This window comes from Micromonospora sp. NPDC047074, assembly GCF_040643815.1.
In the GTDB taxonomy this organism is placed as follows: Bacteria; Actinomycetota; Actinomycetes; order Mycobacteriales; family Micromonosporaceae; genus Micromonospora.
The window spans coordinates 1-13,161 of the sequence record NZ_JBEYVB010000069.1; the positions used below are offsets into that span (position 1 = coordinate 1).

At 75.0% G+C, this 13,161-nt stretch carries 13 protein-coding genes and 1 rRNA gene; 12 read left to right on the forward strand and 2 right to left on the reverse strand.

The annotated features are described in order from the left end of the window. Nucleotides 1-94: ribosomal RNA gene (gene rrf, locus ABZ809_RS33975) — 5S ribosomal RNA — on the forward strand; the annotation flags it as partial. Between the two features lie 90 nt (nt 95-184). Here the strand turns inward: rrf and ABZ809_RS33980 are convergent. Then, on the reverse strand, nt 185-1,543 hold the full coding sequence (locus ABZ809_RS33980) for a hypothetical protein (protein ID WP_357566756.1): 1,359 nt from the start codon (nt 1,541-1,543) through the stop codon (nt 185-187). Between ABZ809_RS33980 and ABZ809_RS33985 the strand changes: the two genes are divergently transcribed. Beyond that, the gene (locus tag ABZ809_RS33985; protein WP_357566768.1) at nt 1,508-2,431 is read left to right on the forward strand and encodes a Replicase polyprotein 1ab; all 924 of its coding nucleotides are present in this window, start codon (nt 1,508-1,510) and stop codon (nt 2,429-2,431) included. The genes ABZ809_RS33980 and ABZ809_RS33985 overlap by 36 nt on opposite strands. Next, on the forward strand, nt 2,428-3,444 hold the full coding sequence (locus tag ABZ809_RS33990) for an HAD-IIA family hydrolase (RefSeq protein WP_357566757.1): 1,017 nt from the start codon (nt 2,428-2,430) through the stop codon (nt 3,442-3,444). The genes ABZ809_RS33985 and ABZ809_RS33990 overlap by 4 nt, the downstream gene beginning before the upstream one ends. 10 nt (nt 3,445-3,454) lie before the next feature. Here ABZ809_RS33990 and ABZ809_RS33995 read toward each other — a convergent pair whose 3' ends face one another. Further along, entirely contained in the window at nt 3,455-3,793 is a 339-nt protein-coding gene (locus ABZ809_RS33995) for an SCP2 sterol-binding domain-containing protein (protein WP_357566758.1), read from the reverse strand. A 112-nt stretch (nt 3,794-3,905) separates the two neighbouring features. Here ABZ809_RS33995 and ABZ809_RS34000 point away from each other — a divergent pair, with 112 nt between their 5' ends. The 9 genes from ABZ809_RS34000 to ABZ809_RS34040 all read left to right on the forward strand — a co-directional run. Then, on the forward strand, nt 3,906-4,529 hold the full coding sequence (locus ABZ809_RS34000) for a hypothetical protein (protein WP_357566759.1): 624 nt from the start codon (nt 3,906-3,908) through the stop codon (nt 4,527-4,529). 31 nt (nt 4,530-4,560) lie between these two features. Continuing rightward, nucleotides 4,561-4,833 (forward strand): hypothetical protein, encoded by a 273-nt coding sequence (locus ABZ809_RS34005; RefSeq protein ID WP_357566760.1) that lies wholly within the window; start codon nt 4,561-4,563, stop codon nt 4,831-4,833. Between the two features lie 21 nt (nt 4,834-4,854). Beyond that, nucleotides 4,855-5,715, forward strand: a complete 861-nt coding sequence (locus ABZ809_RS34010) for a TlyA family RNA methyltransferase (RefSeq protein WP_357566761.1) — start codon at nt 4,855-4,857, stop codon at nt 5,713-5,715. A 79-nt stretch (nt 5,716-5,794) separates the two neighbouring features. Continuing rightward, nucleotides 5,795-6,679, forward strand: a complete 885-nt coding sequence (locus tag ABZ809_RS34015; protein ID WP_357566762.1) for an NAD kinase — start codon at nt 5,795-5,797, stop codon at nt 6,677-6,679. A gap of 161 nt (nt 6,680-6,840) precedes the next feature. After that, a complete protein-coding gene (gene recN / locus ABZ809_RS34020; RefSeq protein ID WP_357566763.1) occupies nt 6,841-8,598 on the forward strand; it encodes a DNA repair protein RecN in 1,758 nt (585 codons plus the stop codon). Between the two features lie 119 nt (nt 8,599-8,717). Next, nucleotides 8,718-9,896: a putative cytokinetic ring protein SteA gene (gene steA / locus ABZ809_RS34025; protein WP_357566764.1), complete on the forward strand. Its 1,179-nt coding sequence runs from the start codon at nt 8,718-8,720 to the stop codon at nt 9,894-9,896. A gap of 27 nt (nt 9,897-9,923) precedes the next feature. After that, on the forward strand, nt 9,924-10,859 hold the full coding sequence (locus ABZ809_RS34030; protein ID WP_357566765.1) for a copper transporter: 936 nt from the start codon (nt 9,924-9,926) through the stop codon (nt 10,857-10,859). 61 nt (nt 10,860-10,920) lie between these two features. Beyond that, nucleotides 10,921-11,787: a hypothetical protein gene (locus ABZ809_RS34035; protein WP_357566766.1), complete on the forward strand. Its 867-nt coding sequence runs from the start codon at nt 10,921-10,923 to the stop codon at nt 11,785-11,787. 1 nt (nt 11,788) lies between these two features. Beyond that, on the forward strand, nt 11,789-13,161 hold a 1,373-nt coding region (locus ABZ809_RS34040), incomplete at its 3' end, for a lipid II flippase MurJ (protein ID WP_357566767.1).

Here is a 13,161-nt window from a genome sequence, read left to right on the forward strand (position 1 = left end):
AACGCCCGGTTACATTCCGAACCCGGAAGCTAAGCCTTCCAGCGCCGATGGTACTGCACTCGGGAGGGTGTGGGAGAGTAGGACGCCGCCGGACAATCTTCCAGTCGAGGGCCGCCCCATCCGGGTCGGCCCTCGACTGCGTAGCGTCATTGATGGCGCAATGAGGAAGGATGTACCGGTGAGTTCAGGATCGCAGGGCGGAGATCGTCCCCGTCGCTATGAAGACCGTCCGGCTGGGCGCGAGGGAGCGCCGCGTCGCGACGACCGGCCCCCGTACCGCGACGACCGTGGCGGTCAGCGCGGTGGCTACGCCGGCGGCGACCGCCGCGAAGGTGGCTTCCGTGGCGGCGACCGCCGTGAGGGCGGCTTCCGGTCCGGTTCTCGCGACGGCGACTCCCGCCGGGATGGTGGTGAGCGTCAGGGCGGTTTCCGCAGCGGTGACCGCCGTGAGGGCGGCTTCCGCCGGGACGGTGACGAGCGCTCCGGCGGCTTCCGTGGTGGTGACCGTCGTGAGGGTGGTGACCGTCCGGGCGGGTTCCGCGGTGGCGACCGTCAGGGCGGCTTCCGCGGTGGTGACCGCGAGGGCGGGTTCCGTGGTGGTGACCGTCGTGAGGGTGGTGACCGTCCGGGCGGCTTCCGCGGCGGTGACCGCCGTGAGGGCGGTGACCGTCAGGGTGGTTTCCGTGGCGGGGATCGTCGCGAGGGTGGTTTCCGTCGCGAGGGTGGTGACCGTCCAGGCGGGTTCCGTGGTGGCGACCGCGAGGGTGGCTTCCGCGGCGGTGACCGTCGTGAAGGCGGTGACCGTCCGGGTGGCTTCCGTGGTGGTGACCGCGAGGGTGGTTTCCGTGGCGGGGATCGTCGCGAGGGTGGTTTCCGCCGTGACGGTGGTGACCGTCCGGGCGGTTTCCGTGGTGGTGACCGCGAGGGTGGGTTCCGTGGTGGTGACCGCGAGGGCGGCTTCCGTGGTGGTGACCGTCGTGAGGGTGGTGACCGTCCGGGTGGGTTCCGTGGTGGTGACCGCGAGGGTGGTTTCCGCGGTGGGGATCGTCGCGAGGGTGGTTTCCGCCGTGAGGGTGGTGACCGTCCGGGTGGGTTCCGTGGTGGTGACCGCGAGGGTGGTTTCCGTGGCGGCGACCGTCGTGAAGGCGGTTTTCGCCGCGAGGGTGGTGACCGTCCGGGCGGGTTCCGCGGCGGGGACCGTCAGGGTGGCTTCCGCGGTGGTGACCGCGAGGGTGGTTTCCGCGGCGGGGATCGTCGCGAGGGCGGTTTCCGCCGCGAGGGTGGTGACCGTCCGGGTGGCTACCGTGGCGGCGAGCGCGAGGGCGGCTACCGCGGCGGTGAGCGCCAGGGGGACCGTCGGGACGGTGGCGGCTACCGGGGCGGGGAGCGTCGCGACGAGCGGCGGGAGCGTCCCGAGGCGGAAGGGGAGGGCGTCGCGCCCCCCGCGCTGCCCGACGAGATCGTCGCGACCGACCTCGACAAGGACGTCCGGGCCGAGCTGTTGTCGCTGGCGAAGCCGGTCGCCGAGACGGTCGCCCGGCACCTGGTGGCTACGGGCCAGCTGATCGACGAGGACCCGGCGGAGGCGCTCGCGCACGCACTGGCCGCACGCCGGCTGGCGTCCCGGATCGCCGCCGTCCGCGAGGCAGTCGGCCTGGCCGCGTACCACGCGGGGGAGTGGCAGACCGCGATCGCGGAGTTGCGCACGTACCACCGGATGACCGGGTTGCAGAGCCACCTGGCGGTGCTCGCGGACTGCGAGCGGGCGCTGGGCCGGCCCGAGCGGGCGATCGACCTGTTCCGGGGCGCGGACCGGGAGAAGCTGGACCAGGCCGTGGCGACCGAGCTGCTGATCGTGGCGGCGGGGGCGCGTGGCGACCTGGGGCAGAAGGACGCCGCGGTGGCCATGCTCCAGGTGCCCGAGCTGACCAGCGAGGCCACCGAGCCGTGGACGGCCCGGCTGCGTTACGCGTACGCCGACGCGCTGCTCGCGGTCGGCCGGCGCGAGGAGGCCCGCGAGTGGTTCTCGCGGGCGGCCGACGTGGACACCGAGGGCGAGACCGACGCCGCCGAGCGGCTGCTGGAGCTCGATGGTGTGGTGATCGAGGGCGACGACGAGGACGAGGAGTCCGACGAGGCGATCGCTGCCGGCCCCGGCGCCCCGGGTGCGGTGCCGGCCCGGCCCGACGCCGACCTCGGCGGGGACGCGGAGCCGGCCGGTGGTGACGTCGACGCGCGACCGGACGAGGCCGAGACCGTCGTCGAGCGGTCTGCCGGGGCCGGGAGCGCCGAGGCGGACGACTTGGCCGACGACGAGTTGACCGACGACGAGGCGCGCGCCGTCGCGACCGGACCGGCCGGCGACGGCACCGCCGCCACCGGCAGTGGCGGGTCCGCGGCCACCGGCGAGTCGGACTCCGCGCAGCGATGACGGCGGCTGCCGGGGAACGGCTGGTCGACGGGTACGCCCTGGTCGTGTTCGACCTGGACGGGGTGATCTACCTGATCGACCGGCCGATCCCCGGCGCGGTCGAGGCGGTCGGCCGGCTGCACGCCGAGGGGCGGGCGGTGGCGTACGCGACCAACAACGCCTCCCGCCGCTCCAGCGAGGTGGCCGACCTGCTGACCGGGATGGGCGTGCCGGCCCGGCCGGAGGAGGTGCTCACCTCCGCCTCGGCCGCCGCCGAGGTGCTCCGCGACCGGCTTCCCGCCGGTGCTCCGGTGCTGGTCGTCGGCGCCGAGGCGTTGCGGGCGGAGGTCCGCGCGGCGGGGCTGACCCCGGTCGCCCGCGCCGACGACGCGCCGGTGGCCGTGGTGCAGGGGTACGGGCCCCAGGTCGGCTGGGTGGACCTGGCGGAGGCGTCCGTGGCCGTACGGGCCGGCGCGACCTGGATCGCCACCAACACCGACCGGACGCTGCCCAGCGGGCGGGGACCGCTGCCGGGCAACGGCGCGCTGGTGGCCGCGCTGCGGACCGCGCTCGGCCGGGATCCCGACGTGGTCGTCGGCAAACCCGAGCCGGCGCTGTTCGCCACGGCGGCCCGTCGCGCGGGCGAGGGCCGGACGCTGCTGGTGGGCGACCGGCTGGACACCGACATCGAGGGCGCCCGGCGGGCCGGTCTGGACAGCCTGCTCGTGCTCACCGGCGTCAGCGACGCGGCCGAGCTGCTCGCCGCGCCCCCGACCCGGCGGCCGACGTACGTCTCGATGGACCTGGCCGGGCTCTTCGACCCGGCGGCCGTGGTGCGGCTCTTGGGCGCGGCGGACGCCGACGGATGGACCGTGGCGGTGCGGGACGGCACGTTGGAGCTGGCCGGGGCGGGCCGCCCGCTGGGCGCTCTGGCGGCGCTGTGCGCGGCGGCGTGGTCGGCGGGCCCGGCGCGGGTGCGTCCCTCCTCGGTCGAGGCCGAGGAGGCGCTGGCCGGGTTGGGTCTCGCCGGCTGAGCGGCGGCCGTCAGAGCAGCTTGCGCAGCTTCATCAGGTCGAGCGGGTTCGCCTTGATCGACACCCGCCGGGACGTGACCGCGCGGGTGACGTCGAGGTCGCCGCGGACCAGTGCGAGCAGGTCGTCGCTGCTGGTGCTCAGGGCGATCTTGGCCTTCGGGTCGTCGCCGTCGGCCAGGTCGACCAGGCGGCCACCGGCGAGCCGGCCGTGGAACGCGGTGTCCAGGTCGGTGATCCGGCAGGCCAGCGTGCGGTCGAGGTCGACCCGCTCCCGCACCGTCTCCGCGTTGCGCTCCAGCCGGGCGGCAAGATCCTGCAACGCCTGCCGGCACTCGTCCACGCTGGCCACGATCGCCCCCTCGCCCCTCGCCACGCCGTCCCCGGCACCGTACCGCACGGGGCCTCGCGAGGTGCCCGGTAGCGTGGCACTGCACATCCCCGCCCCGCGGAAGGAATCAGGCATGCAGGACGCGTGGCGCGCCTACCTCGAGCTGGCCATGGGCCTGACGGAGGCGCCCCGGAAGAAGGCCCAGGACGCGGCTCGCCGCCTCGTCGGATCGGGCGGGGCGACCGCCGCCCAGTTGCAGTCGCTCGCCGAGGAACTGATCTCCACCAGCGCGGCCAACCGTGAGGCGCTGACCAAGCTGGTGCGGTTCGAGGTGGACCGGGCCCTGGGCGCGGTGGGGCTCGCCACCGCCGACGAGGTCGCCGAGCTGACCCGGCGGGTACACGAGCTGGAGCGCGAGCTCCGGGACGCCAAGGGGAGCCTCGGTGCCCCGTCGCCCGGGCCCGCCGGCAGCACCGAACCAGCGCCCGCGCAGGCGACCGCCGCCGGACCGTCGACGACCCCGGGTGCCGCCGAGCTGCCCGCCGGGCCGACCGTGGCGAAGAAGGCCGTCGCCGCCGAGCCGGCCGCCGGGCCGACCGTGGCGAAGAAGGCCGTCGCGAAGAAGGCGGTCGCGAAGAAGGCCGTGGCGAAGCGGGCACCGTCGGCCGTCGCCCCGGCCGAGGGCGGCGACGCGGAGCCGGCCCGACCGGTGAAGAAGGCACCGCCGCGCAAGCAGCCGCCGGAGGAGACGGCGTGACGCGCCGCCCGGCCCGGTCGGGGCGCAGGTCGTGACCGGCCCCTTCCGCCCCGGCCCGCCTCCGGGCGCCCGTCCGGGTCCCCCGCCGGGCGCCCGTCCCGGGCCGCCCCCGGGTGTCCGTCCCGGGTACCCGGCCGGCCCGGAGCCCGCCGACGACCTCGACGACGTGCGGCACCCCGCCGTGGACGCCGCCGTACGGGCGATGGCCAACGCCGCGACGCTCGCCCCGGCCGACCAGATCGCGCAGTACGAGGCGGCGTACGACACGTTGCGGGAAACCCTCGCCACCATCGACCAGGCCTGACCGACCGGAGAAGATCCACGCATGGCACGTCGTAACCGGCTGGACGCCGAACTCGTCCGGCGCGGCCTGGCCCGGTCCCGGGAGCAGGCCGCCGCGCTGGTGGAGGCCGGCCGGGTCCAGCTACGCGGGGTGCCCGCCCGCAAACCCGCCGCGATGGTCGACCCGGCCGATCCGCTCCTGGTCACCGGCGAGGACCCCGTCTCGGACTACGTCTCCCGCGGCGGGCACAAGCTCGCCGGCGCGCTGGCCGCCTTCGCCCCCGGCGGGTTGACCGTGGCCGGCCGGCGGTGCCTCGACGCCGGCGCCTCCACGGGCGGCTTCACCGACGTGCTGCTGCGCGCCGACGCGGCGGAGGTCGTCGCGGTCGACGTCGGCTACGGGCAGCTCGCCTGGCCGCTGCGCAACGACTCCCGGGTGCGGGTCTTCGAGCGCACCAACGTCCGTACGCTGACTCCGGAGGCCATCGACGGGCCGGTCGACCTCACGGTGGCCGACCTGTCGTTCATCTCGCTGCGGCTGGTGCTACCGGCGTTGGCCGGCTGCACCCGGCCCGACGGTGACCTCGCGCTGATGGTGAAGCCACAGTTCGAGGTCGGCAAGGAACGGGTCGGCGCCGGCGGGGTGGTCCGCGACCCGCTGCTGCGGGCGGAGGCCGTGCTCGACGTCGCCGCCGCGGCGGCGCGGCTCGACCTCGGCCTGGCCGACGTCGCCGCGAGCCCGCTGCCGGGGCCGAGCGGCAACGTCGAGTTCTTCGTATGGTTACGCCGGGACGCACCGCCGGCCGATCCGGAGCGGGTGCGCGCGGTGGTGACCGCCGGGCCGGGTGGCCCGGTGCCGTCCGGCGACCTGCCGGACGCGGCGACGGAGGAGGTGGCCGGGTGAGCGAGCTGGCGAGCCCCGTGGTCGCGGGCGGACCGCCCGGGCCCGGGGACCGGGCGGGCACGACCGGACGGCTGCCCCGGTGAGCCGCACCGCCCTGCTGGTGACGCATACCGGCCGCCGGCGCAGCACGGAGCACGCCCGTGCGGTCGCCGCCGACCTCATCGCGGCCGGCTTCGAGGTGCGGGTCGTCGCCGAGGAGGCCGACGACCTCGACCTGCCCGGGGTGGTCCCGGTGACCGGCCTGGAGGCGGCCGAGGGTGCGGAGATCGTCTTCGCGCTCGGCGGGGACGGCACCTTCCTGCGCGCGGCGGAGCTGGCCCGGCCGGCGAAGGTGCCGCTGATCGGCATCAACCTCGGCAAGGTCGGCTTCCTCGCCGAGGCGGAGATCGACGACCTGGACAGCGCGGTACGCGACGTGGTCGGGCGCAACTACACCGTGGACGAACGGCTCACCCTGGACGTGACCGCCGAGTTCGACGGCGGCCCGACCATCGAGTCCTGGGCGCTGAACGAGATCAGCGTCGAGAAGGGCGAGCGGGCCCAGATGCTGGAGCTGCTCGTCGACGTGGACGGCCGCCCGCTGTCCCGGTACGGCTGCGACGGCGTGGTCTGCGCGACCCCCACCGGCTCCACGGCGTACGCGTTCTCCGGCGGCGGCCCGGTCGTCTGGCCGGAGGTGGAGGCCCTGCTGCTGGTGCCGATCAGCGCGCACGCACTGTTCAGCCGGCCGCTGGTCACCGCGCCCACGTCCACGTTCGCCATCACCGTCGACCCGTTCACCACCCTCGCGGTGCTGTCCTGCGACGGCCGCCGGGTCTACGACCTGCCTCCCGGTGCCCGGGTCACGGTGCGGCGCGGCGCGCTGCCCGTGCGCGTCGTGCGGCTGCGGGACCGTCCGTTCACCGACCGGCTGGTGGCGAAGTTCGACCTGCCGGTGCACGGCTGGCGGGGCAACCGCCGGTGACCGCCGGGCCGGGTGGGTCGGTGCCGACCGGGACCGCCCACCGGCCCTGACCGCCGGCCGTGCGCGGGCGCCGGCCGCGTCGGCGGTGTCGGCGGACGGACGCACCGGAGTGGCCGCGCCGGCTGGTCAACTGTCGGGGGCCGCGTCTACTGTCGGTGGCTGTGCTGGAAGAGCTACGCATCACCGGACTGGGCGTCATCGAGGACACCACGCTGCCGCTGACCGGCGGCATGAACGTCATCACCGGCGAGACCGGTGCGGGCAAGACCATGGTGGTCACCGGCCTCGGCCTGCTCTTCGGGGGGCGTGCCGACGCGGGGCGGGTCCGGGCCCAACCGGGCCGGGCGGTGGTGGAGGGCCGGCTCCGGCTCGACGGCCGGGTGGCCGCCGCGGTGCACGCGCGGATCACCGACGCCGGTGGCGAGCCCGACGACGACGGTTCGGTGCTGCTGAGCCGCACCGTCACCGTGGAGGGGCGGTCCCGGGCGCACCTGGGCGGGCGGAGCATGCCGGTGTCGACGCTCGGCGAGGTGGGCGAGCGGGTGCTGGCCGTGCACGGGCAGTCGGACCAACTGCGGCTGCTGCGCCCGGCCGAGCAGCGGGCCGCGCTGGACCGGTTCGCCGGCCCGGAGCACGAGAAGCTGCTCGACGCGCTGCGTGAGGCGTACACCCGCTGGCGCACGGTGGTGGACGACCTGGCCGACCGGCGGCGCAACGCCCGCGAGCGCAACCAGCAGGCCGACCTGCTGCGGCTCGGCCTGGACGAGATCACCCGGGTCGACCCGCAGCCCGGGGAGGACGACGAGCTGAAGGCGGAGGCGCAGCGGCTGGAGCATGCCGAGGGGCTGCGCACCGCGGCGCAACTGGCCCACCTGTGCGTGGCCGGGGGTGTGGAGGCCGCCGACGAGACGCCCGACGCCACGGCGCTGCTCGGCACCGCCCGCCGCACCCTGGAGGCGCAGGCCGGCACGGATCCGGCGCTGGGCGAGCTGGCGGGGCGGCTGGAGGAGGCGGCGACCCTCGTCACGGACGTCTCCGCCGAGCTGTCGGCCTACCTCGCCGCGCTGGACGCCGATCCGGCCCGGTTGCAGGCCGTCTACGAGCGGCGGGCGGCGCTGCGCGCGTTGACCCGCAAGTACGCCGACGACGTCGACGGGGTGATCGCCTGGGCGGAGCGGGCCCGCACCGGGCTGGCGGACCTGGACACCTCCGACGACCTGCTGGAGGAGCTGGACCGCGAGGCCGCCCGGCTGGCCGGCGAGGTGACCGACCTGACCGGCCGGGTGTCGACCTCGCGGCAGGAGGCGGCGACCCGGTTCGCCGAGCACGTCACGGTCGAGTTGGCCGGGCTGGCCATGCCGCACGCCCGGATCGAGGTGGCGGTGCTGCCCCGCGCCGCCGGCCGCGCCGAGCCGAGCCTGGTGGTCAACGGCGTCGAGGTCGGCGTCGGCCCGGACGGCGGTGACGAGGTCGAGCTGCGCCTGCTGGCCCACCCGGGCGCGCCCTCGCTGCCGTTGCAGCGCGGTGCCTCCGGCGGTGAGCTGTCCCGGGTGATGCTCGCCATCGAGGTGGTGTTCGCCGGGTCGGGCGGCCCGCCCACGCTGGTCTTCGACGAGGTCGACGCCGGGGTCGGCGGCCAGGCCGCGGTGGAGATCGGTCGTCGGTTGGCCCGGCTGGCCCGCAGCCACCAGGTGCTGGTCGTCACCCACCTGCCGCAGGTCGCCGCGTTCGCCGACCGGCACCTGGTGGTGGCGAAGGACACAGGAGGCGCGGTCACCACGAGTGGCGTACGGGTGGTGGAGGACACCGAGCGTGCCCGGGAGCTGGCCCGGATGCTCGCGGGTCTGCCGGATTCCGACCTGGGCATCGCGCACGCCGAGGAGCTGCTCGCCGTGGCGGCCCGGGAAAGGCGCCCGTGAGGTCGGCGATTGTGAGCACAGGCACACCGGCCTGCGCGCTAGTGTGTTTCCCTGGGTAGGCGGCCCTGCACAGGCATGTCGCGACTGATTTGCCTGCCTCACATGCCAGGATGGTCACGATGCGTCTACCCACGTTGCGCCGGACCCGGAACGCGGAACCGGGCAAAGTCCTCGGCACCGCGCGCCTCGACCGCCGGACCAAGCGTCTGGTCGGCCGGCTCCGCCCCGGTGACATCGCGGTCATCGACCACGTCGACCTCGACCGGGTCGCCGCCGACTCGCTCGTCGCCGTCGGTGTCGGTGCCGTGCTCAACGCGAAGCCCTCGGTCTCCGGCCGCTATCCCAACCTCGGGCCGGAGGTGCTGGTCGCCGCCGGCATCCCGCTCCTTGACGACCTGGGGGAGGCGGTCTTCGAGCGGATCCGCGAGGGTGACACCGTCCGGATCGAGGGCAACACCGTCTTCGTCGGCGACGAACCGGTGGCGCACGGCAGCCTCCAGGACGCCGAGACGGTGGCCAAGTCGATGGCCGACGCCCGCGAGGGGCTGTCGGTCCAGTTGGAGGCGTTCGCCGCCAACACCATGGACTATCTCCGTCAGGAGCGCGACCTGCTCCTCGACGGGGTCGGGGTGCCGGAGATCCAGACCGAGATCCAGGGGCGGCACTGCCTGATCGTGGTCCGTGGCTACGACTACAAGGCCGACCTGGACGTGCTGCGTCCCTTCATCCGCGAGTTCAAGCCGGTGCTGATCGGCGTCGACGGCGGGGCGGACGCGCTGGTGGAGGCCGGCTACACGCCGGACATGATCATCGGCGACATGGACTCGGTCACCGACGACGTGCTGCGCTGCGGCGCCGAGGTGATCGTGCACGCCTACCCGGACGGCCGGGCGCCCGGGCTGGCCCGGGTCAACGCGCTCGGCGTACCGGCGGTCACCTTCCCGGCGGCGGCGACCAGCGAGGACCTGGCCATGCTGCTGGCCGACGAGAAGGGCGCCACGCTGCTGGTCGCCGTCGGCACGCACGCCACCCTCGTCGAGTTCCTCGACAAGGGCCGCGGCGGGATGGCCTCGACCTTCCTGACCCGGCTCAAGGTGGGCGGCAAGCTGGTCGACGCGAAGGGCGTGAGCCGGCTCTACCGGCAGAGCATCTCCGGGTCGTCGCTGCTGCTGCTGGTGCTCTCCGCGATCGCGGCGATGGCCTCCGCCGTGGCGGTGTCCACCGTCGGCAAGGCGTATTTGGGCGTGGTCTCCGAATGGTGGAACAATTTCGTGTTCCAGCTCGAACAGCTCTTCTAGCGTTCGACCGAGCAAGAGGCAGCAGGTGTGATCAACTTCCGGTACCACGTGGTGTCACTGACCGCGGTTTTTCTCGCGTTGGCGATCGGTCTGGTGGTCGGCACCGCCGCACTGAACGGCCCGGTGGCCGACTCGCTCAAGGAAACCGTCAACGGGCTGCGCAAGGACAACCAGCAGATGCGCCAGGCGGTCCAGAGCATGGAGCGGGAGCTGGAGCTCGAGGAGGACTTCACCGCCCAGTTGGCGGAGGTCATGCTGCCGGGCACGCTGACCGGCCGGCGGGTGGTGGTGGTCAGCCTGCCCGCCGGGCGCGACCACACCGAGGGTGTGATCAAGATGCTCCAGCTCGCCGGGGCCAAGGTGAGCCGCGTCGACCTGCAGGACAAGTTCATCGAACCGGACAACAACAACAGCCTGCTGGAGTTGGCGGTCGACGCCGCGCGCCCGACCGGCGCGCCGACCACCGACCTGCCTGGCAACGGCAACGGGGTGGAGACGTCCAGCGCGCTGCTGGCCACCGTGCTGCTCGACCGGGCGCCCGGGGCCACCCCGGTCAGCGAGGCCGACCGGCGGGCGGTGCTCGCCGCCTACAACAACGCCAACTACCTGACCACCGAGGACCCGGTCACCGCGGCGGCGGAGGCCGTCGTCCTGGTCAGCGGGCAGCCGTACGTGGACAAGGACTCGGCGAAGAAGGACGAGTCGGTGCTCAAGGTCGCCGAGCAGTTCGACCGGGCCGGGACACTCGTCGTCGGCGGCAACGGCTCGGCCGGCGGCAACGTGGTGGCCGCCGTCCGCAGCGACCCCGTGCTGGTGCAGAGCATCTCGACCGTCGACAACGCCAACACCGTCCAGGGGCAGTTCGTCACCACCCTCGCCCTGGTGCAGGCCGTCACCGAGAAGAAGGCCGGGCAGTACGGCGTCGCCGACAACGCCACCCTTGTGCCTAGACTGCCCCAGTGATGCGACGGCGTACCCCGGTGTCCGGATCCAGGTTCTGCGACGTGCGGCGGGAGGGGGCGGCGTGAGCCTGCTCGGTCGACTGCTGATCGCCGGGGCGGGCGCCGCCGTCGCCCGGTACGCGCTGCGTGAGGTGCGCACCTCACCGGCCGGGCCCGCGCTCGACCGGACCAACTTCCGGGGCCGCACGGTGACCCTGGCCGCCGGCCCCGCGCTCGCGGCAGGTGCCGCCGGGGCGGGCGCGTTCGGTGCCTCCAGCGTCCCGGCCGGTGCCGCCGCACTGGTCGCCGGGGTGGGCGCCGGGGCGGTCGGCCTCTACGACGACGTCGTCGGGGCGCGGCCGGAGCAGAAGGCGGCCAAGGGCTTCGCCGGGCACCTGGCCGCCCTGCGCGAGGGACGCGTCACCGCCGGGCTGGTCAAGGTCGTCGGGGTGGGCGCGGCCGGTCTCGGCGCCGCCGCGCTGCTCGCCGCCGACTCCCGGGTCGCCGGGCACCGGCGCCGGCAGCGGCAGGGTGCGCTGGGCCGGGGCGTCGACGTGCTGCTCGGCGCCGGCGTCATCGCCGGCACCGCCAACCTGCTCAACCTGCTCGACCTGCGACCCGGCCGGGCACTGAAGTCCGGCCTGCTGCTCGGCGCCCCGCTCACCGGCGGCCCGCACGGCGGGATCGCCGCCGGTGCCGTCGGGGCCGCCGCCGGGCTGCTCCCCGCCGACCTCGGCGAGGACGTGATGCTCGGCGACAGCGGCGCGAACGCGCTGGGCGCGCTGCTCGGGGTGTCGCTCGCCGCCCGTACCGGGCCGGTGGGGCGGGCCGGCCTGCTCGCCGTGCTCGCCGGCCTCACCGCGGCCAGCGAGAAGGTCAGCTTCACCCAGGTCATCCAGCGCACCCCCGGGCTGCGCGAGCTCGACGCGCTGGGCCGTCGCGCCGACTGACGTGACGACCCCGGCACCCCTCGCCGGCGCCGGCCGAGTCGCCGGAGCGGCCGCGCTCATCGCCGTCCTCACCGTCGTCAGCCGGCTCGCCGGCTTCGGCCGTACCGCCGTCTTCACCTGGGTCGTGGAGAAGAGCGACCTCGGCGGCATGTACGTGATCGCCAACACCGTCCCGAACATCATCTTCGAGATCGTCGCCGGTGGCGCGCTGGCGAGCCTGGTCGTACCGCTGCTGGCCGGGCCGGTCTCGACCGGCGACCGGCGCGCGGTGGCCGCCACCACCGGAGCCCTGCTGACCTGGACGGTCACCCTGCTGGTGCCGCTGGCCATCCTGGTCGCGCTGGTCGCCGGCCCGGTCGTGTCGCTGATCAGCGAGGGGCGCTCGGAGGCGGAGCTGGCCGCCGGCGCGCGGATGCTGCGGGTCTTCGCCCCGCAGTTGCCGCTCTACGGCATCGGTATCGTGCTGACCGGGGTGCTCCAGGCGCACCGCCGCTTCGCCTGGCCGGTGATCGCCCCGCTGCTGTCCAGCCTGACCGTGATCGTCGTCTACCTCGCCTTCGGTGGTGCAGAGGGACGCGGCGCCAGCGTGGCGCAGGTGGGCCTCGGCGGCGAGTTGATCCTGTCCGCCGGCACCACGCTGGGCGTGGTGGTGCTCTCACTGTCGCTGCTCATCCCGCTGCGCCGGTTGGGCCTGCGGCTGCGCCCCGGGTTTGGGTTCCCGCCCGACGCCCGCGCGCGGGTGGGCGGGCTCGCGACGGCGGGGGCGGTCACCGTCACCGCGCAGCAGCTCGCACTGTTGGTGCTCCTCAACCGGGTCTCCGGCGGCCCGACCGGCTCCCCGCAGGTGTTCAACCTGGCGCAGACCATGTACCTGCTGCCGTGGGCGGTGCTGGCGGTGCCACTGGCGGTGGCGGCCTATCCGACGCTCGTTACCGCGGCCGCCGCGGGCCGGGCCGAGGACTTTCAGCGCACGCTCGCCTCGACCGTGCGTGGGGTGCTGCTGTTCAGTTGCCTCGGCGCGGCGGCTCTCGTCGGCACTGCCGGGCCGGTCGCCGCCTTCTTCTACCCGGCCGACCCGGGCTCCACGGCGGCGGGGATCGCCGGCTTCGCCCCCGGCCTGGTCGGTTACGGCCTCTTCGCGGTGCTCTCCCGCGCCCTCTATGCCCGGGGGGACACCCGCCCCGCCACCGTCGCGATCACCGCCGGCTGGCTGGCCGTACCGGTATCGGTGGTGCCGCTGGCGGCCCTCCTGCCGGTGGCGGACCGGGTGCTGGCGGTCGCCCTGGCCAACTCGGCCGGGATGGTGCTGCTCGGCGTGCTGCTGCTCGTCGCCGTGCGGCGCGCCGCCGGGGGGCGGGCGCTGGCCGGCGCCGG